The organism is Lentimicrobium sp. L6 (assembly GCF_013166655.1).
In the GTDB taxonomy this organism is placed as follows: Bacteria; Bacteroidota; Bacteroidia; order Bacteroidales; family UBA12170; genus UBA12170.
In genome coordinates this window covers 84,801-103,552 of record NZ_JABKCA010000005.1, presented here as the reverse complement: position 1 = coordinate 103,552, position 18,752 = coordinate 84,801, and the positions used below count along the sequence as shown (strand labels likewise).

The window sequence follows — 18,752 nt, the reverse complement described above, 5'->3', positions numbered from 1 at the left end:
GGGGCAAAACAAAAAAATCATTTATTATGGGCAACTACAGTAAATTGACACTTGACTGATTAGTAACAGTTTTTATTTGTTTATAAGCTTCGGTGAATTACTAGAAGGATTGCAATACTTAATCCTCTAGAAAATCCTTATAAACAGTCCAGCCCTCAGTCCAATCGTAGGTTCCAAAAGCCCCTTTGTAGTTTGTAATTTCAAACCAATCGTCGAGAGGATATAGATTATTTCCTGTTGGAACATCTGGAGCCAATTTTATTTCTCCATCTATACTTAATCCTAAATTGGTAATCTCATTATTTCCAGCGGTAAAATAGACAGACCATAATTGAGAGGCCTCCTCATTTTGGTTTCCATATAGTTGAAAAACATTGCTTTCAACATTATTAGCGATATTATAAAAGATATTGCTTTCTATTTTTAATAATTCTCTTTTCCATTGAGAATAAGAATCGGTAGAACCATTAAGGTATTCATTCCTAGCTCCTGAAGAAGTATTATAAAGAATAGAATTTGCGGTGATACCGGCTGCAAAATTCGAATAACTCATACAGCTATTAGATGATCTAGAATTGCCAATTAAAGTAGCATTTGCAATTGTTGGCTTTGTAATAGGAAGACCATAAATGGGGTCGATTCCACCATTGGTTTCCAGTAAATTATCACCCACTTGCTCTTTCTGTAAGCCTAGAATAAATTGCATTTTACCTTGATATCCTAAATCAAAATCAATGATATCATCATGAGAATTGATACAAATAGCATGTTTTATATTTACGGTTCCGCCAAATATTTCAATACCATCATCAGCACTATTGATAATTTCAACATGATGAATTAGGGTATTGTTGCCAACACCACCTAATGTTAATCCATTAATCTCATTTCCTTCGTTTAATATAGTTCCAGGGTAACGAATAGAGATATAAGAAAGTTCACCTGAATAGTCTTCTTTGTTTTGTCCACCAAATAAGGCACGAGGTTCGCTGGTTGGTATTCCTTCGATGAAGGCTTCACTACTTTCAGTATTAAGAGGAGCATCTCCCAATATAATCAAACCACCCCATAAACCATAAGAGTCTTTAGAGAGTGTTCCATCCAAAAGGTCTAATTCTGAAGTGAAAATAATAGGGTCTTCTGAATTTCCGTTTGCAATGATGGTTCCACCGCGGGCAATGATTAAAGCGCTAGCTGTAGCTCCTTGTCCTTCTTTAAACTTGATAATTGCTCCTGGCTCGATGGTTAAAACTTGGCCATCATTTACAAAAACAAATCCCTGTAATGTAATATCATCTCCTTTTTTCCATGTTACAGTACCTGTACCACTGCCATTATCCGTAATTACTGTGGCATCTACAGGTAAATTATAATCGCTTTTTCTACAAGATTGTGAAAAAATAAGGAGACTTATAATAAGTATTATTGTGAAGTTCTTTTGCATCTTACAAGGGGTTTAAAAGTTTAACTCAATATTAAAATACAAATAATGGGAATCGGCTGCATTCTCAGCGTAGGCAATGAAATCTTGATAGTTCAGAGCCATTTTTACGTTCTTGATGGGCTGATATTCTATCCCTGATGTTATGCTGCTACCGTCTTTTGCTAAGTTCCATGGAATATCATCTCCTCCAAGGATGTTAGAGTAAAGGTAGTCGTAACGGGCGAAAAACTTAACTTTATTGACCAGTTTCACTGTAGAGTAAAATGAGAGGCCGTATCGGTCATGGTTTTCAACATGAGATGTGTTGGCTTGGTAGTTAAATTCGTTTCCTAAGGTGAAATACTTTGTTGTTAAACCAATAAAAGCATTTGCTGAATATTGGGTGATGTCTTCAGATTGATAGGCATCTACATATCCTCTAATTACTAAGGCATCTATAGGTTTGTAGGTTAGTCCAAAGGAGCCTTTGAAATATTCATCTTGCTGTATGTTGGAATAGCCTTCACCATTGGTGAATGAGATATCTGTGGATAATTGCTCGCTTATTTTATAGGAAGCAAAAATACCCAGGTCGGCACTGGAGCCAAATTTGTTTTTATCTTGGAAACTTTGTTGAATATATCGGTATCCCCAAAACTTTTCCTGAACTTTAAATTGGAAAGCATCTGCAATACCAAATTGAATCTTTAAACCTTTGTACTTGTATTGAACAAAAGCATTTTTAAAATAAGCAAAACGTTTCTTTGCAGCATAATCTTGAATATCGTTTTGGTTTCCAATATCCAATTTAATATTTCCAGAAAAATGCTCATCAATATCAGCCTTATAGCCAAAGTATGCTCTTTTTACTTCAAAAGCTTTGTCTTCAGTATCTCCTAGGCCATAATGTACATTAGTAAAAACCTTTCCGTATACTCTTCCAACTTCGTACCATGCCTTTTCTTTTGTCTCTTGGGCTAGCAATCCTAATGGCATGATTGCTAACAAAATAATAAGTTTTAGACTCTTCATTTAGTTTTGATTTTAAAAAATGCAAGTATAGTGATATTGTAATTATTATTAAATGAACAATTATTTAATGTGAAGAGATCATTAATTGGGGGAATTGATAGAGGATTTGATTTGTATACCTTTTCGTAAAGCTTATATAGATGTGATAATGAGTGGTATGTGCTTTTGTTTCGAAATGGTAGATTAAAGAGTATTTTCATTAATTAGTGCTTCGATCCAAGAAAAACACTCAAAAATCACATCGATTTCCAATTATTAAGTTTAGGTTAATTTTATATTAATTTATCTCTTTAGAAGGAGAATTCAACAATCTGAAGTCGGTTATCAATTTCCTTAAATTGCATTTTAAATAAATCAAGTGTTTCATCGCTTGTCAAAATTCCTCCATATATGTGATATATATTCTCTCTGGTTTTCTTGAAGCTAATCATTTTAGTTTGGACATATTCATGATTAAGTCCTTTTTTTATTTTGGTCATTATAGAGTTAAGCTTTTCATCTTCTATATCAAACCCTAAGTTTTCTTTACACTTATGAAAATCTCCAGTATAAGTATTTTCAACAAACGAACTGATGATATTGTGAATTTCGGTATGTTTAGGAGTCATATTTTTAAGTTCAGAAGAATAAAACTTATACGATTTTATATTTGAGTTGCCCTTATCTACAGTGATCTTTAGGGTTGTTAAGGAATCAATTTTAATATCTTGATTTATTAAAATAGCCATATTAAGTGCGAAATCGTACTTTAGAACCCCAAGTTTGAAAAGTGGACTGTTCGTAAAAATAAATTCTTTGGTTGAATTATCTTCTTCATCAGTGCTTGCAGAAAAGTTTTCCGTCACCTTACAAAGACAGGTCGTTGAATAATCAAGTAGATTGCTCGAGGAACATGATGAGAGAAAAACTAAAGCTAATATACCGAATATTAAGTTATTAATGCTTTTCATAGGTGTTATTAAAACGGTTGTGCAAATGTAGTTTATTTATATCGGATTATTCTTTAACCAACGATTATAAAGCCACATAGAAAGTGCAGAAACAAAGCCAATAGCCATTAATAATATCCAACCCATCGAATTCCAGAAAGGGTCTAAGTCTAATAGTCCTGATTCTAGTGGAGTGGCATTTTTACACATAATTTCATGGAAAATAAATGCTCCAGCAGGCCCGCCAATTAAAGCTCCAATGGCCAATGGAAGGTTGGCATATCCTAAGAATAATCCCTCTTGTCCTTTGGGTGCTAGGGCTCCAATATATTCATAAGTTCTGGCGGATGTAAACAATTCTCCAAAAGCAATTAATCCCACTGTAAGCGTGATGAATAAGGTTCCTAGTGGAATATATTCTCCAAAGGTAAGTGCTCTTACTCCTCCATTCATAAATATGGGTATCAAATTGATACTCATGGAAACTCCAATAATGATAATACCCACAATAATAGATTGGATGGGCTTCATCTTACCGAATTTCTTAGTGATGAGTAATTGGAAGAATACAATTACAAATGGATTGGCCATGGTGACTAAATCCACTGCTGGGTTCAGTTCTACCACTTTTTGTAGATAAAGTGGAAGTACATTATAAACTTGAGCATAGATAAAGAAGAATCCACTGGAAACTATCATAAATAAAGCAAACCTGGAATTCTTAAGAACCAATACCATGTCGGCTAAAATCCTGAGGATGGATTTTTTAGGTTTTTTTTCTGTTATATCAGATTCTGGCTCGGTATAGAAAAATAAAACGGCAAAAAAGGCTACGATAGAGAAGAATACAGAAACCGCAAAAATATAACTCAAGTCATATTCTGTTCTCACAATATAGCTGACACCCCTACCCAGTAGCGAACCAATATTAATAATCATATAGAAGATTCCGAAACCAAGAGTAATATTGGCTCCAGCGGTTTTCTGTACCGTTCCTGCTATACAAGGCTTGATAATAGAACCACCAATTCCAATAAAAGTAATGGCCAGAATAATGGGGAGGAGTACTCCAATTCCGGCAGTCATTTCACTACCTATGACAGGGTTTAGTGTTTGATTTCCGAACCAAACTGGGTATCCCATGGTAAAGTAACCCGCAGCTAAAAGTACAAAAGCGATGAGCATGGATTTTTTAAAGCCAATTTGATCGGCAATGGTCCCAGAAAGAATTGGCAAGAAAAATACTAAAGTCCACAAGATACCATTTAAATTACTGGGCCAATAATCTCCCAAACCTAATTGACCTAGATATAAGACCACGAAACTGGCCATGGCATAATAGGCACCTCTTTCAAATAACTCAGTTAAGTTAGCGGTCCAAAAGCTTCTTGGGAATTCAGCTTTTTTCTTTTCAGTAGAATTTTCCATTTCTATGTTTACTTGGTTTCAATAAGCTAGCATAGATACGAATTTTTTTAATGGCCTTAGCTGTTTTATTAATCAATGATTAGTTTTCTGCTTTCTATCCATTTTTTCTGTGGATGAATTAATTTAATCATATAGATTCCAAAGGCAAAATCACTAATGTCAATATAAGTTTCGATATTCTTGATATCCTCTTCATGCATGATACTTCCTAGAGAATTGTAAATAAGTAGCTTGTGATTTGGATTGGCAATATTTATCAAAAAAAAAGTGATAAAGGCTCAAATCAGGACCCTAAGCTTGACTTTTTAAATCCATATTCAGCTTAAGGGAGGCTTTTTTAATTTTTATTTTCTTTTTTTCTTGGAGTAATTCTTAATTAGAGTTTAAATCTACTTATTAATCAGGCAAAATGGTAACGTGCTCATATACAAGGCTCTGTTTTTATGATTTTCTAATACTTTCTAAAATATTTCACAAAGTAGACAACCCTAGCCAAAAAAAATTGTATTATTGATGTCTTGATTATACAGAGGGGACGGAACTGGTGTTTCACCCGGTCTTCAACACCGGTAGCAGACGGATAAAACCGGCTGTGGCAGGTTCGATTCCTGCCCTCTCGGCTAATTTTGTATTTCCCCATTATTGAAGTATTGTGTTCTTCTTTTCTTATTAATAAGCTATCAATATGACGAATTTCTCTTCCCAACAAATAAGAAATCTCCCAGGAGTAGATAAGGTTTTGCAATATGCTAGCATAAAGCCGTTGATTAAAAAATACAGTAAGAACTTGGTGACTGCTGTTATTCGAGAGGTGATTAGTAATTATCGGCGACAGATTTTAGCTGGAGAGGAATCTTTAAACATGGACAATATTGGAGAAGAATGTGTTTCTCGTATTCAGAAAATTGCAGAGCGAAGTTTGAAACCCATATTGAATGGTTCAGGAATTATTATCCATACCAATCTCGGAAGAGCTCCCTATGGAGAAGAACTTTTAGAGGAGGTCTTCGACGTGTTGAAAGGCTATAATAATCTAGAGTTTAATCTGGCGAAAGGAAGCCGAGGACAAAGAAACGATCATGCCAGCGAAATTTTAAAATACCTGACCGGTGCCGAAGATATAGTGATAGTAAATAATAACGCCGCTGCTGTTATGTTGATTCTTCGAGCCTTTGGTAGAGGAAAAGAAGCTATAGTATCACGAGGAGAATTGATAGAGATAGGCGGTTCTTTTCGCATTCCAGAAATTATGGCGGCATCAGATTGTGGAATGGTAGAAGTAGGAGCAACCAACAAAACCAAGGTGGCAGATTATGAAAAAGCCATCAATGAAAATACAGCTTTGCTTTTTAAAACTCATACATCTAATTATGTAATTAAAGGTTTTACTCAGGAGCTTTCTTTAGAGGAGCTCTCCGGATTGGGAAAGAAGTATGATATTCCAACAGTCTACGATATAGGCTCAGGCTTGTTAAGGAAAGTAGACGAGAAGGCTTTGATGAACGAGCCGGACGTGAAGCAAGCTTTAGCCTCAGGAGTCGATATGATTTGCTTTAGTGGGGACAAGCTGCTTGGTGGTCCTCAGGCTGGCATAATTGCCGGTAAAAAGGAGTTCATCCAAAAACTGAAAAAGGAGCCCATGATGCGCGCCTTAAGGGTTGGGAAAACCACACTCGCCATACTCGAAAAGGCTTGTTCTTACTATCTCAACGATCAGGATCTGTTCAAACATAATGTGCTCTTTAGAACCTTAAATACACCAAAGCTTGAAAGAAAAGAATCCTCAGAATATTTACAAAGTTTATTGGCTAAAAAGAGTATCTCTAGCAGCATAGAACCCAGCAAAGGTCAATATGGTGGGGGAACTTTACCCGATCTAGTTTTGGATTCCTATTCTGTGAAACTAAATTTAGGAAAAGGAAAAAGTACAGGAAAACAATTCTATCATGAATTGTTGAATCAAAAGCCTGCGCTATTGACCAATTTAAAGAGTGGAAGCATATATGTTGATTTACTCTGCCTGCAAGAGAAAGATTTAGATGATGTAGCCGAATTAATCAAAAAGGCATATAAAAAATTAGGTTTATGAAGCATTTAATAATGGGGACAGCGGGCCATGTGGATCATGGGAAAACTTCGCTGATTAAAGCTTTAACAAATATAGATTGTGATACCCACAAAGAAGAAAAGGAGAGGGGAATCACCATCAATCTGGGATTTTCTCATATCGATTTGCCATCGGGTCATTCTGTGGGTATTATCGATGTCCCCGGTCATAAAGATTTTATAAATACTATGGTAGGAGGCGCTTGTGGCATCGACTTCGTTTTACTGGTGATTGCTGCTGATTCTGGCGTGATGCCACAAACCAAAGAACATTTTAATATCATCAGAGCCTTAAAAGTGAAGAAAGCCATCATTGCGCTGAATAAGATTGATTTGGTGGATGAAGAAATTGCTGAATTGGCCAAGCTGGAGATTATGGAGTGGCTCGAGGGAACGGAGTTTGAAGAAGCCCCAATAGTAGGAGTGAGTAGTATAAGTGGACAAGGACTTGATGAGTTGAAGCAAGAAATAGAAAATATAATACCTCAAATAGAAACTCAAAAACAAGACCAATTCTTCCGCATGTTTATCGATAGAATATTTACGGTAAAAGGAATGGGTTCTGTGGTAACGGGTTCTGTTTTAAATGGAGAAATTGAAGTGGAAGAAGAGGTTTTTCTCTTGCCTGGAAATAAAGATAAATTACGATTAAGAGGAATCCAGCGTCATGGAAAAAAGGTGGAGAAAGTGGTGGCTGGAGATAGAGCCGCTTTTAACTTGACTGGATTAAAACCCGATGATTTTGAAAGAGGCATGCTTTTGAGTAATCAAGAATTGGAAAATACCTTGATGATAGATGCTTATATCACCTTATTTGAGAATTCTGTGGATTTGGGTATTTGGTCAACAGTAGTTTTTCATTCAGGTACTTTCGATACTCAAGCAAGGATGCATTTACTCGACAAAGATAAACTCAAACCTGGGGAGTCTGGGCTAGTTCAATTGGTTTTGGAGAAAGAAAGTGTATTGATTCATAAAGATAAATTCATCTTAAGAAACTCCTCTGGCGATAAGAGCATAGGAGGAGGAATTATCATCGATGCCAAACCTTTGCATCACCGTAAAAGAACCAAAAAGCTACTCCAATCACTGGAATTACTCGTCGATGGAATCCTCAATGAAGGAAAAACGGCAGAGCTGATTCTCATCGAGCTTAAGAAAGAAAACCTTCCTCTAAATCTACATTTATTGAAAGATAAATTAAAGATGACAGAAGAGGATTTGCTCCAAGAAGATAAAAATTTGAAAGGCATTTCTCTATATCCCAATCATATCTATATGGCGGAAATAGCGGAATGGGAAATCATTAAAAAAGTAAAAGCTTTAATACTAGAATTTCATGAGAAAAACCCCATGCTCACCAAGGGTTTAAACGAATTGGAACTTCTAGGAAAGTTAGGTTTAAATAAAAACAAAGTTTTCAAAGAATACCTTCCTCATTTATTATTAAAAATGGAGGAGGATAAACATATAAAATCCATTGCTATGACTTGGGCTTTGTCTTCGCATGAAGTCAAGTTGAGTAAAAAAGAAAAAGCAGATATAGAGTGGTTAGAGCAAACTATAAAAGATTATGGTCCTCAAAAACCCATCTATGTGGATATCAATCAGGCTGCCTATCAAAGAATGATAAGTAAAGACAAATTGGCTTCTTATATTGATTTCCTCATTCAAAATGGTAAACTGAGTTATTATAAAAATGAATATGCCCATGCTTCTTTGGTCATGAAATATCGCAAGGAATTACTTCAGGTTTTAGCCAATCATAAAGAGGGCTTATTCCTTCAACCACTAAAGCAGGAAACAGGTTTGTCAAAGAAAATGTTGCCTTTTTTGATAGAAATGTTTGAAGCAGAGAAAATACTCATTACTTCAGAACATAAAAAGGAAAACTATAGGACGCAAATTACGGAGTTTGGATTGAGAATACTTAGTATGTGATTTTGATTGGTTGCTCTAAGTAATATTGGGGAATAATAAAATATTTCTTATAACGTTATAAGAATGCTTAAGTATTCCCTAAATCATTTGAAATGAAAAAAAACATCAAAAACATTCCTATTCTGATTTCCTTTGTGTTAATTGTTTTTTCAAGTTGTAATCAGGCTAAAGAAAAACCATTAAGTATTGATATGATTTATGGAGATTGGGTTGGTGGCTTTAATTCTAAATTAGGGGTTTCAATTAGTCCAGATTCACTCTTTTGGACACTTAGAGATAAGTTTAGATTAACTCAAAGCTATCATTATAGAATATCCGAAGACTCCATTTTCTTATTTTCTGAAGATGGAATGATTGATAAACTTCTTTTGATGCCTAGGGAAGACATAATGGTTTGTTGTAATTATAAGACCTATATTGATTCTTTCCGAATTGATGAAGTAACTGCCTTGCGAAAAGTGATTAATAGTCAGAACTTAGAAGAAAGTAATTCTCAAATTAATAACTTAAAGAAAGATATTATCATTGTCCCAGAAAACCAGATAGGAATCTTCCTGATTGCATTTTCTCAAAAAGATGGAAATGAAGTGACTTTTGATAAATTGGGTAATAGAGTTTTTACTTTTAAGAATGGTTCGAATATTCTATTTTCTCAAGGCCAAGAAGATATTGAAAAAATGGCCTTTAATCAGTTTGAAGTCTATCAGCAAAGCCCAAATGGAGAATTAATTCTTTTTCCAATAATTGCTAAATGTGAACTGAAGAAAGGAAAGGAAGAGCAAGGTTTCATGGCTATTATGGAAGGTTTTAATCAAGAGCCCAGGAAACAACTTAATAAGCTAGTGGGTAAAGACGTTTCTGGAAATGTGTTATGGTTTAATATTGGTTCTGAAGCCGAAATACATAACAATCGTGATAGTATCATGTATAATGGAAAGTACCGTATACCGGATTATAAAGGTATTTGGAAGTGAAGCCTGAATGTTTTTATGGCTTCTAAATTTAAGATATCGCCGCATTCCTTTCATTCCTATTTGAGCTATAAAACTGGCGGCTTAAAAATTTTCATTTCTTACTTGTTTTTATAGAGATTTCGCTCCTCTGGAGCTCTTTTGCTAGTTTTTCGAACGAATAAATTGTGTTTCAATAATTGCTATTTTCAGAAATAAATATTTTTTCAAAGCTCCAGAGGAGCGCAATATTTATAGAAAATCTACAGCGTAGATTTTTATAGAGCCGCCAGAACCATCTTAGATTTGAAACGGGAAGTAGAGCGGCGATCTAGGTAAAAAAGAAAGTGTTTATCTCTCATTAGCTAGATTTAAACCCGACCTATATTCTCCCACAGCTCAAAAACTCATCAAAACGGAAATAAGCCCACAATTTGATCCTAATCCCTATTAGCTTACTTTTGCCATTACATAATCACCAAAAAATATTATAATGAAAACAATAGATGCTAAAGGAAAGCTATGTCCTCAGCCTTTAATCATGACCAAAAAGGCCTTATTAGATATGGAGGAGTCTGAAACACTACAAATTCTTGTAGATAATGAAAGTGCCAAGTTTAATGTGAGTCGATTTCTCTCCGATAATAAAATGGAAGTCCAAGTAAATGAGGATAATGGAGTTTACGAGATTTTGGTAGTAAAAAAAGGAGGAAGCTTTGAGCAAAGTACTCCAGAAGAATATTGTGAAATTCCCACTTCAAACAAAGGCGATTACATGGTTTGTGTGAAAAAAGAAACTTTTGGAGATGGTGATGAAAAGCTTGGAAAAATGCTATTAACCGGATTTTTTAATACTTTACCCAATGTTTCTAAACTACCTTCCGCTATTGTGTTTGCTAATATTGGAATTCATTTGGTTTTAAAAGATTCTATTGTATTAGAACCTTTGCTAGAACTTGAAAAGATGGGTGTGGAGATTCATATCTGTGGTACTTGCCTCGAATATTATAATAAAATGGATGAGGTGGGTGTTGGTCGAATTTCTAATATGCTGGATATTTTAGAGAAAATCACAGCTGCTGGCAATATCATTTATCCTTAAGACTTAAATTATGATTTACGATTTATTAGCTTCTGGCCAAGAAGGTGGCTGCTCAGCCAAGCTTCCTGCCAAAGAATTAGATAAAGCTTTAGCCGATTTGCCTCATATTACAGGCCCTGAATTAATGGTGGATATTAGTACTCACGATGATGCTGGTGTCTATAAGATAAACGAAGAAACGGCACTCATTCAAACTACTGATTTCTTTCCTCCAGTTTGTTCCGATCCTTATGAGTTTGGCCAAATAGCGGCAGCCAATGCTTTGAGTGACGTTTATGCCATGGGAGGCAAGGTGATTACTGCCATGAATATATTAGAGTTTCCTGCTGATAAACCTATGGAAGCATTGAAAGAAATCATTAGAGGAGGTCAGGATAAAGTAATTGAATCTGGCGGTTATTTAGTCGGAGGTCATACCATCACTGATAAGGTGCCCAAATATGGTTTGGCAGTGAGTGGATTGGTTCATCCAGATAAAGTGATTACCAATTCTAATGCAAAGCCAGGTGATGTTTTAATACTTACCAAGCCCATTGGTGCCGGTGTGATTTTGGCCGGCAAAAAAATAGGGGAGGTTAATCAAGAAGATTATCAAGCTTGTTTGGATAATATGAAGCTTCTGAATAAAAATGGTGCCGAAATCATGCAAAAGTATGATGTAAAATGTGCTACTGATGTTACTGGGTTTGGCTTAATAGGTCATGCCTATAAACTAGCCTTAGCTAGCAATGTATGTTTGCATTTGGCAACTCAAAAGCTGCCACTTCTCAAAGGGGCTTACGAATTAGCAGAACTGGGTTGCTTGCCTGGTGCTTGCTTTAGAAATCAAGAATTTGTTGAAGAGTTTTGTCATTTTAGCGATGAGGTAGTTTACGAGCACAAAATGCTCATTCACGATGCTCAAACCTCAGGCGGATTATTGATGTGTGTCCCAAAAGATGCTGTAAATGATATGCTTCAAGATTTGAGAAGTTCAGTTTATCCCCATTCTGCTGTTGTGGGAGAAGTAAAAGCTAAGGGTGATTTCTTAGTGGAAGTGTCTTAAGTACTTTGAGTTCATAAAGTGCCTAAAGTCCGTAAAGTTAATTCGTTAAAAGAATCAGCTCTGGGTTTATTCGTGAAAATAGAAACTACCGTTGTTTTATTCTAATTCGTGCATTAGTGGCTAACAAGTGGTCGGATATCGAACTTTTTTACTATCATAATGACTTTGCGCCTTCGCGGCTTTGCGTGATAGTTTTAATCATAGAACATTCTTGTCCTTCAAATGGCAATCTCCTATCAGCATAATCGCTTTTTGCAACGCAGTAAATTCAAAACTAATGGACTTCTCTATTTTCTCACTCGAATAACTATAGGAACTCATAAACGAACGCGCTGTAGATTTCGTGAGTTCAGGTGTTTTTCGGGTGATTAATCCTTTTATATAGGCTCCTCTCCATGCCAAATTCATCATCCAAGCTTTTGCTTCAATACTAGGAAATGGTTTGTTGAGGCTTTTGGCCATCATATTAAAAAATTCTAGGTAAGTGAGATCTTCTCCGTTTAAAACAAATCGTTCTCCATTGATATCAGATTCCATGAGCTCAATCATGGCTCTGGTCACATCTCTCACATAAACGTAGCCATTCATTCCGTGGCTATAATACTTCATACCTTTGGCCATCATGTTAAAGAATGAAGGGCTTCCTTTACTCCAATCGCCAGGGCCTAAAATAACAGAGGGGTTTACGATGACAGCATTTAGTCCCTCAGCAATTCCTCTCCAAACTTCCATTTCCGACTGGTATTTGCTAATAGAATAAGGCGAATCCTTATCGCTATCTTTCCAAGGTGTTTTTTCGCTGGCACTTTCTCCAGCTTCGGCTCTCCCTAATGCCGCAATAGAACTCACATGAACCAACTTCTGAATCCTGTTATGTAAGCAGGCATTGACCAGATTTTTCGTTCCTTCAATATTAGCAGTCATCATTTTTTGCTTGTCTTTCTTCTTAAAAGAAACCATGGCGGCGCAATGATAAACTTGTGTAATTCCTTTTAATGCCTCCTCAAGGGAAAAGTAGTCTAATAATTCAGCTTCTCTCCATTCTATTTTAGCAAGGAGGCTTATGGGGTCGGAGGAATAAAATGAGAATATCTTTTCTATTTGATTTAAAGAGGAGTGGCTTCTTTTTATAGCACAGACTTTGTCTTCTTTTTGTAAAAGATCAAAAAGTAAATGTGCGCCCACTAAACCTGTTCCTCCTGTTACTAGTATCATTTTTATATTCTCAATTATTTTTCGACTTGTGTTTTGAAATATTAATTATCTCCTAGATATGTTCGATATTATTGCTTAAAGCATGAAGTGAACTGCTTCCGCCTTCCAACTATAGAGCTTGTAATCTTGTCTTTCTATTTTATATCCATCTGAGCTTGTAAATAATCCTCCGGAATTCCGATATCTATAAAGTAAGCTTCAGAAATAAAGCCCTGAACTTTAAATTGCTCCAAGCCAGATTCCATAATATCGGTTTCAAAGGAGAATTTCTTTTGGTCTTTGGCTAATTCAAAGATGCTTGTATTCAAAGCATAAACTCCACCATTAATCAATCCTTCCTCCATTTGTTTTTTCTCTTGGAAAGCTATGATTTGATTTCCTTTTAAAGTCACTGTTCCGTATCTGTCGAAGTTTGTCATAGCTTTTAGTGAAAGACAAAGGTCAGATTGAGTATCTTGATAATGGGTTTCCAAAGCTCTCAAATCTACTTTGAAAAAGGTATCGCCATTGAGTAAGAAGAAATCTTTATTTTGTAAATGGGCCATAGCATTCTTAATGCCTCCTCCGGTTCCAAGCGGTTCATGCTCTATCGCATAAATGATTTTCATACCCATAAACTCTTGACCAAAATAGTCCTGAATCATTTCCCATTTATAACCTACCGCTAAAATGATTCGCTCAATTCCATATTGATGAACATCCTCTAGTAAATATTTCAAAAAGGGGATGCCATTGATAGGAGCCATTGGTTTTGGAATATCATTAACTACACCTTTTAATCTGGTGCCCAATCCTCCTGCTAAAATGATGGCTTCTTTGATCATACTATGAATCTATGGTCCAGGTTTGTAATCCTTGAGTGACGAACTCGTAACGCTTTACATTGCCCCCGATATCATCTAAGGCTCTAATTACCTGATGACGTGTGTTCTTTGGGCAATAGAAGAACATAAAGCCTCCACCTCCTGCGCCACTCACTTTACCGCCATTGGCTCCGGCTTTTATTACGCTATCGTATAAATGGTCAATTTCAGAATTGGTGATATTATCTGCCATTTTCTTTTTATGCTGCCAGCCAAAGTCTAGAATTTCTCCAATTTTTTCTAATTCACCTTTTAGTAAGGCTTCTTTCATGCTGGTGGCTTGTTGTTTAATCTTGTGCATGGCGTCGATAGAAGTCTGTTTCTTTTCATTCACATTGCTTCGTTGTGCTTCAATAATTTGAGCAGAAACACGACTGGTTCCAGTATAATAAAGGACTAAATTATGTGCCAATTCATTTAAAATAGTTGGATTTATGCGTAATGGATTTACTATTACTTTGTCATCACCATAAAATTCCATAAAGTTAACTCCTCCAAAAGTAGCCGCATATTGGTCTTGTTTTCCGCCTGCCATGTCTAAGTCTATTCGCTCAATTTCATAAGCTAGATGTGCTAAATCATATTCTCCAAGAGGTAATTTTAACCATTCTACAAAAGCACCTAGAATAGCGGTAACCAAAGTGGAGGAGGTTCCTAGTCCAGAACCAGGAGGTGCATCGACATAGGTAGTTAATGTAAAAGATAGGGCTTTCTTTGTAAAGTCTTTCACCACTCGGTTATAGATTCCTTTGAGCAAATCCAGTTCGCCATTAATCTCTAATTCTTCTATACTTTCTAGCTCAATATATTCGCCTTTATCTTCAGAATTTAAAACGATTTTCCCATCATTTCTTTCCTCAATAGTAGCATGTGCATACATATTGATGGTGGCATTTAAAATGGCTCCTCCATAAATATCGGAATAGGGAGATACATCAGAGCCTCCGCCTGCTAATCCTAATCGTAATGGTGCTTTACTTCTTATAATCATCTTGTCTTATTATGCTGTATGTTTTTGTTAGTTCTTATGATATTCTAATAGAACTTGAGGCAAATTTAAAATAGTTTATAGGAATATCGTCAATTAAATTGACATGTTTTTTAATCTTGCTTAGATGCATGCTGGCTAAGAAATAAGTCGATGACAATTCTCTACTCAATGCGTAGACAATTTTTTCTTTTTTATTGAATTTCCTGATACAAATCTAATATAGTTTTAGTCATGGTTGACCATTCGTATTTTTTCTTTTCTTCGAGCAGGTTAGTATTGAAGTCTTCTGCTCTATCCTTGGCAAAGAATTCAAATAGTTTTTCTGCTATGGCTTCTGGATTAGGTTCTACCACGTAGCCCACTTTCTCGTCAGGAATGATTTCTGCTAAGCCTCCCACATTAGTCACCAGCATAGGTTTTTCAAAATGATATCCAATTTGAGTGACGCCACTCTGCGTAGCTGTTTTATAAGGCTGTGCAATGATATCTGCAGCTCCAAAGTATAATCCTACCTCTGGATCTGGAATGAATTTATTGGCCAGAATGATTTGGTCTTCCAAGTTCAGGTCTTTTATCAGTTTGGTGTATTTCTCTTGATCCGAATAAAACTCTCCAGCAACAATGAGCTTTATATTTTCTTTGGCGAAATCTTTCTTAGAAAAAGATTCTATCAATAAATCCAAGCCTTTATAATCTCTGATGAGTCCGAAAAATAATATATACTTCTGTTTTGGGTCGAGGTTTAGTTTCTTTATGGCCTCCTCTTTCTTTACTTTCTTACCAAAATTATCATAAAGAGGATGAGGACAAAAAGCACGAGGTTTAGTTGTGTTAAACTGATTTAACTCACTCAATACACTCTTCGACATTCCAACAAAAGCATCCACTCCTCCTACAAAATATTTTGAGAAAATACGATCCACAATATTTTTCTCATGAGGAATAATATTATCGAGGATGGAAATCACTTTGGTATGTTTGTTCTTTTTCACGATTCTACCTATAGTGCCAAAACAAGGAGCCATAAAAGGAAGCCAATATTTCATGATCAAAATATCAGGCTTCATCTCTTTTATCTTCTTTCCAACATTCAGCCAGTTAAATGGATTGATGGAGTTGACTGAGACTTCAATATCTAAGTCTTTTGGACCTTCCCAATCAGCATATTGTGTTTTTCCAGGAAAAAGGATGGAAGGATATTGTAATTTGAAGGTATGAATTCTAACTTGGATATCTTCTTCTTGAAATGCCTTGGCCAATCGTTCATTATAAACAGCCAATCCACCACGAAAGGGAAAAGCAGTTCCGAGTATCACTATATTCATATTCTTTTTGTCTTGCTTAATATGGGCGGTAAAAGTAGTGAAAAAGCAAATATAATTCCGAGCTTGAGAGATATAAAGAAATCTAGTTTTTAAGGCACAAAAGAAAGAGGAGTCTGAATAAATCAAACTCCTCCATATATTTAGCGTATTCGTGTGGAATACAAAAAATCATTTATTTGATAACTACTCTTTCTTTAAACTGAGTAATGCCATTATTGGCACTAATCACATAAATACCATCTGTTAAATTAGAGATATTTAAGTTGTTGTTTTCAGAAGTTAAGGTAGTGGTATAAACTATATGTCCAGCGATATCATAAACTTGAACTTCAAAATTACCTGCTTTTGGAAGATTCACTTGGAAGTTTCCATCACCTGGGTTTGGAGAAATTCTCATTTTGTTTAATGCTAAAGAACCAATACCAGTACAATTGTGAACTGTGATATAAGATTCCTCAATCACTTCAACTTCATTATCGCCATTTATAGCAGATAGGGTCACTGAATAAGTTCCAGCAGTATGATAAGTGACCGATGGGTTTGCTTCATCAGAAGTAGCAGGGTCTCCACCTTCAAACGTCCACTGTAATTCTTCTGAACAAGTTGTGGAGCTTGAGAACTGAATCATTTCAGTATCGCAAATATCCACTTCGTCGGCTTCAAAACTAGCAGTTAAATCCATAACAGTAATATACCCTTCCATTATAGTTTCATCTTCTTCTACGTCGTTAGAAACTGTAAGGGTTACATCATAACTTCCAGGAGTTTCATAAGTTACAACTGGGTTTTCTTCATCAGAAGTAGCAGGATCTCCGCCTTCGAATACCCAAGCATAAGTAGTAATGTCTCCAAATGAATTATTTGTAAACGTTACTGTACTTCCAGCACAAGGATCAGTCATGTCTGCTTCAAAATCTGCAGTCATTGTACTTCCACCATCACAATCGTTAGCTTCACAGCCAGCAGCTTCTAATGGATCGATAAAGTCACTGGGACTTGAAACAGGCCAAATGTCTTGTGCAATGATAGTGTGATCTGGAGCAATGATAATGTGTGTTGGGTAAGCTCCAATTTGGTAGGAAGAGCAGATGGCATTTCCACCACCATCTATTCCACTAATTGAAGGATAAAGTACACCTAGGTTTTCATCATAGGCAATGACTTGTGCGTCTGTGTCTCCGTTATCAACGGATAATATTGTTACATCATAATCTCCACAACCAAAATGTTCATAGGTTGCATTGAGAAGGGGTACTGATGCTGGGCAATACGCTCAAGTAGTAAAGAAAAAATCAATCACAACATATTTACCTTCATCTAATAAATCGAAGAGATTCCATGTGTGACCTTCTGTGTCGGTGGCTGTAAAGTCCACCGCTTCAGTCAATGGTGTTTGTGCAAACGATGTGTTCATCGTTAACGCAGCCAGCATGACAAAAGCAAAACGTAAAAGTTTTTTCATAAGGCTTAAATTAAAATTAGAACTTTGTAAATTATTTCTCAAAGATAACAGGAATATCGTAAATATCAAGGAAAGATTGGCCCCAAAACTGTTAAAAAAGAGCTGTAATCTATCTTGATTCAATTAGTTCTGTGAAGATTGAAGCTTGATTATCGTGATATCAATATTCTATTTGGCTATTTTCTCGGGATAAAATTCATATCATGTATCGGGTTTTAAATATAGATTTTGATAGATATTTATTATTTCCGTGCATTATTACTCATTTCATGCGTTTTTTACTTAGAAAATCAAAAATATTTTAACTCGTTTTAAATTACAAAAGTATTCAGTCAATCAGTATGTTACAGTGATTCTTATTTGGATTATATATAAATTCTATTAAAATGCTCATTATTGTGAAAATTATAACAAAGTTGTTTGGAGGATACAATTCTTGAAACTAATTTTGCCCAATTGTTAGTAGGATAACAAGCGCTTAAATAGAATCAAATACGAAATAAATATAATTACAATGGCAAAAGTTAAAACGTTAGCAGATTTACGAGCAATGAAGAGTGAACTGCAATCGAAAATCCAACTCAGGGAGAACGCAGAAAATCCTGAATCAGTAGTCCAGATTAGAGTAGGTATGGCCACTAGCGGCATCGCCAGTGGAGCCAAAGAAGTATATCATTACTTCACCGAAGAAATGGCCAAAAGAAATATAAATGGTATTACTACTCAGGTAGGCGATATGGGATATTGCTATGCTGAACCAACTGTAGAAGTTTTGGTTCCTGGTAAAGATCCTATTGTTTTTGGTTATGTTGATGTGAAAAAGGCTGACCAAATCATTGAGAAGTATATCAAGCAAGGTGAGTTGTTGGACGGTATCATTCCTCCAAACTATCAAAACATTAATGAATAGTCAATAGGTTTATTAATCAGAAAAACAAAG

Annotated in this window: 17 protein-coding genes and 1 tRNA gene; 7 read left to right on the top strand and 11 right to left on the bottom strand. The window is 35.6% G+C overall.

Features of this window, described 5'->3' with window-relative positions; all coding sequences use genetic code 11:
- Positions 1 to 118: 118 nt before the first annotated feature.
- The 5 genes from HNS38_RS02465 to HNS38_RS02445 all read right to left on the bottom strand — a co-directional run bounded on the left by HNS38_RS02465 (position 119) and on the right by HNS38_RS02445 (position 5,072).
- On the bottom strand, positions 119 to 1,444 hold the full coding sequence (locus HNS38_RS02465) for a hypothetical protein (RefSeq protein ID WP_172284862.1): 1,326 nt from the start codon (positions 1,442 to 1,444) through the stop codon (positions 119 to 121).
- Positions 1,445 to 1,456: 12 nt separating this feature from the next.
- Positions 1,457 to 2,455 carry a porin gene (locus HNS38_RS02460; RefSeq protein ID WP_172284863.1) on the bottom strand — a complete coding sequence of 333 codons (999 nt, stop codon included), beginning with the start codon at positions 2,453 to 2,455 and terminating at the stop codon, positions 1,457 to 1,459.
- A 290-nt stretch (positions 2,456 to 2,745) separates the two neighbouring features.
- Positions 2,746 to 3,405, bottom strand: a complete 660-nt coding sequence (locus tag HNS38_RS02455; RefSeq protein ID WP_172345929.1) for a hypothetical protein — start codon at positions 3,403 to 3,405, stop codon at positions 2,746 to 2,748.
- Between the two features lie 36 nt (positions 3,406 to 3,441).
- On the bottom strand, positions 3,442 to 4,812 hold the full coding sequence (locus HNS38_RS02450) for an MFS transporter (RefSeq protein WP_172284869.1): 1,371 nt from the start codon (positions 4,810 to 4,812) through the stop codon (positions 3,442 to 3,444).
- 68 nt (positions 4,813 to 4,880) lie between these two features.
- Positions 4,881 to 5,072: a T9SS type A sorting domain-containing protein gene (locus tag HNS38_RS02445; RefSeq protein WP_172284868.1), complete on the bottom strand. Its 192-nt coding sequence runs from the start codon at positions 5,070 to 5,072 to the stop codon at positions 4,881 to 4,883.
- 267 nt (positions 5,073 to 5,339) lie between these two features.
- Between HNS38_RS02445 and HNS38_RS02440 the strand changes: the two genes are divergently transcribed.
- The 6 genes from HNS38_RS02440 (at position 5,340) to selD (ending at position 11,956) form a co-directional block, all read left to right on the top strand.
- Positions 5,340 to 5,430: transfer RNA gene (locus HNS38_RS02440), tRNA-Sec, on the top strand.
- Positions 5,431 to 5,497: 67 nt separating this feature from the next.
- Positions 5,498 to 6,901 carry an L-seryl-tRNA(Sec) selenium transferase gene (selA, locus tag HNS38_RS02435; RefSeq protein ID WP_172281312.1) on the top strand — a complete coding sequence of 468 codons (1,404 nt, stop codon included), beginning with the start codon at positions 5,498 to 5,500 and terminating at the stop codon, positions 6,899 to 6,901.
- Positions 6,898 to 8,859, top strand: coding sequence for a selenocysteine-specific translation elongation factor (gene selB, locus HNS38_RS02430; RefSeq protein WP_172281310.1), 1,962 nt, complete (start codon positions 6,898 to 6,900; stop codon positions 8,857 to 8,859). The genes selA and selB overlap by 4 nt, the downstream gene beginning before the upstream one ends.
- A 92-nt stretch (positions 8,860 to 8,951) precedes the next feature.
- Complete coding sequence (locus HNS38_RS02425; RefSeq protein WP_172281308.1) at positions 8,952 to 9,833, top strand: hypothetical protein; 882 nt, start codon at positions 8,952 to 8,954, stop codon at positions 9,831 to 9,833.
- 469 nt (positions 9,834 to 10,302) lie between these two features.
- The gene (yedF, locus tag HNS38_RS02420) at positions 10,303 to 10,911 is read left to right on the top strand and encodes a sulfurtransferase-like selenium metabolism protein YedF (protein WP_172345928.1); all 609 of its coding nucleotides are present in this window, start codon (positions 10,303 to 10,305) and stop codon (positions 10,909 to 10,911) included.
- Positions 10,912 to 10,921: 10 nt separating this feature from the next.
- Complete coding sequence (gene selD, locus HNS38_RS02415) at positions 10,922 to 11,956, top strand: selenide, water dikinase SelD (protein ID WP_172345927.1); 1,035 nt, start codon at positions 10,922 to 10,924, stop codon at positions 11,954 to 11,956.
- A gap of 198 nt (positions 11,957 to 12,154) precedes the next feature.
- Here selD and HNS38_RS02410 read toward each other — a convergent pair whose 3' ends face one another.
- The 6 genes from HNS38_RS02410 to HNS38_RS02385 form a co-directional block, all read right to left on the bottom strand.
- Positions 12,155 to 13,171: an NAD-dependent epimerase/dehydratase family protein gene (locus tag HNS38_RS02410; protein WP_172345926.1), complete on the bottom strand. Its 1,017-nt coding sequence runs from the start codon at positions 13,169 to 13,171 to the stop codon at positions 12,155 to 12,157.
- A 134-nt stretch (positions 13,172 to 13,305) separates the two neighbouring features.
- Positions 13,306 to 13,995, bottom strand: coding sequence for a nucleotidyltransferase family protein (locus HNS38_RS02405; RefSeq protein WP_172345925.1), 690 nt, complete (start codon positions 13,993 to 13,995; stop codon positions 13,306 to 13,308).
- A 1-nt stretch (position 13,996) separates the two neighbouring features.
- A complete protein-coding gene (locus HNS38_RS02400) occupies positions 13,997 to 15,025 on the bottom strand; it encodes a dehydrogenase (protein ID WP_172345924.1) in 1,029 nt (342 codons plus the stop codon).
- A gap of 191 nt (positions 15,026 to 15,216) precedes the next feature.
- Positions 15,217 to 16,350 carry a glycosyltransferase gene (locus tag HNS38_RS02395; RefSeq protein WP_172345923.1) on the bottom strand — a complete coding sequence of 378 codons (1,134 nt, stop codon included), beginning with the start codon at positions 16,348 to 16,350 and terminating at the stop codon, positions 15,217 to 15,219.
- Positions 16,351 to 16,522: 172 nt separating this feature from the next.
- Positions 16,523 to 17,275 (bottom strand): PKD domain-containing protein, encoded by a 753-nt coding sequence (locus tag HNS38_RS02390; protein WP_172345922.1) that lies wholly within the window; start codon positions 17,273 to 17,275, stop codon positions 16,523 to 16,525.
- A 348-nt stretch (positions 17,276 to 17,623) separates the two neighbouring features.
- Positions 17,624 to 17,812 carry a hypothetical protein gene (locus HNS38_RS02385; RefSeq protein WP_172281296.1) on the bottom strand — a complete coding sequence of 63 codons (189 nt, stop codon included), beginning with the start codon at positions 17,810 to 17,812 and terminating at the stop codon, positions 17,624 to 17,626.
- Positions 17,813 to 18,326: 514 nt separating this feature from the next.
- Here HNS38_RS02385 and HNS38_RS02380 point away from each other — a divergent pair.
- Entirely contained in the window at positions 18,327 to 18,722 is a 396-nt protein-coding gene (locus HNS38_RS02380) for a ferredoxin (protein WP_172281295.1), read from the top strand.
- Positions 18,723 to 18,752 lie beyond the last annotated feature (30 nt).

Excerpts from the sequence above, each read along its gene's own strand:
- HNS38_RS02465 (WP_172284862.1), bottom strand. The coding sequence starts at position 1,444 with ATGCAAAAGAACTTCACAATAATACTTATTATAAGTCTCCTTATTTTT.
- HNS38_RS02460 (WP_172284863.1), bottom strand. The coding sequence starts at position 2,455 with ATGAAGAGTCTAAAACTTATTATTTTGTTAGCAATCATGCCATTAGGA.
- HNS38_RS02455 (WP_172345929.1), bottom strand. The coding sequence starts at position 3,405 with ATGAAAAGCATTAATAACTTAATATTCGGTATATTAGCTTTAGTTTTT.
- HNS38_RS02450 (WP_172284869.1), bottom strand. The coding sequence starts at position 4,812 with ATGGAAAATTCTACTGAAAAGAAAAAAGCTGAATTCCCAAGAAGCTTT.
- selA (WP_172281312.1), top strand. The coding sequence starts at position 5,498 with ATGACGAATTTCTCTTCCCAACAAATAAGAAATCTCCCAGGAGTAGAT.
- selB (WP_172281310.1), top strand. The coding sequence starts at position 6,898 with ATGAAGCATTTAATAATGGGGACAGCGGGCCATGTGGATCATGGGAAA.
- HNS38_RS02425 (WP_172281308.1), top strand. The coding sequence starts at position 8,952 with ATGAAAAAAAACATCAAAAACATTCCTATTCTGATTTCCTTTGTGTTA.
- yedF (WP_172345928.1), top strand. The coding sequence starts at position 10,303 with ATGAAAACAATAGATGCTAAAGGAAAGCTATGTCCTCAGCCTTTAATC.
- selD (WP_172345927.1), top strand. The coding sequence starts at position 10,922 with ATGATTTACGATTTATTAGCTTCTGGCCAAGAAGGTGGCTGCTCAGCC.
- HNS38_RS02410 (WP_172345926.1), bottom strand. The coding sequence starts at position 13,171 with ATGATACTAGTAACAGGAGGAACAGGTTTAGTGGGCGCACATTTACTT.
- HNS38_RS02405 (WP_172345925.1), bottom strand. The coding sequence starts at position 13,995 with ATGATCAAAGAAGCCATCATTTTAGCAGGAGGATTGGGCACCAGATTA.
- HNS38_RS02400 (WP_172345924.1), bottom strand. The coding sequence starts at position 15,025 with ATGATTATAAGAAGTAAAGCACCATTACGATTAGGATTAGCAGGCGGA.
- HNS38_RS02395 (WP_172345923.1), bottom strand. The coding sequence starts at position 16,350 with ATGAATATAGTGATACTCGGAACTGCTTTTCCCTTTCGTGGTGGATTG.
- HNS38_RS02390 (WP_172345922.1), bottom strand. The coding sequence starts at position 17,275 with ATGACTGCAGATTTTGAAGCAGACATGACTGATCCTTGTGCTGGAAGT.
- HNS38_RS02385 (WP_172281296.1), bottom strand. The coding sequence starts at position 17,812 with ATGAAAAAACTTTTACGTTTTGCTTTTGTCATGCTGGCTGCGTTAACG.
- HNS38_RS02380 (WP_172281295.1), top strand. The coding sequence starts at position 18,327 with ATGGCAAAAGTTAAAACGTTAGCAGATTTACGAGCAATGAAGAGTGAA.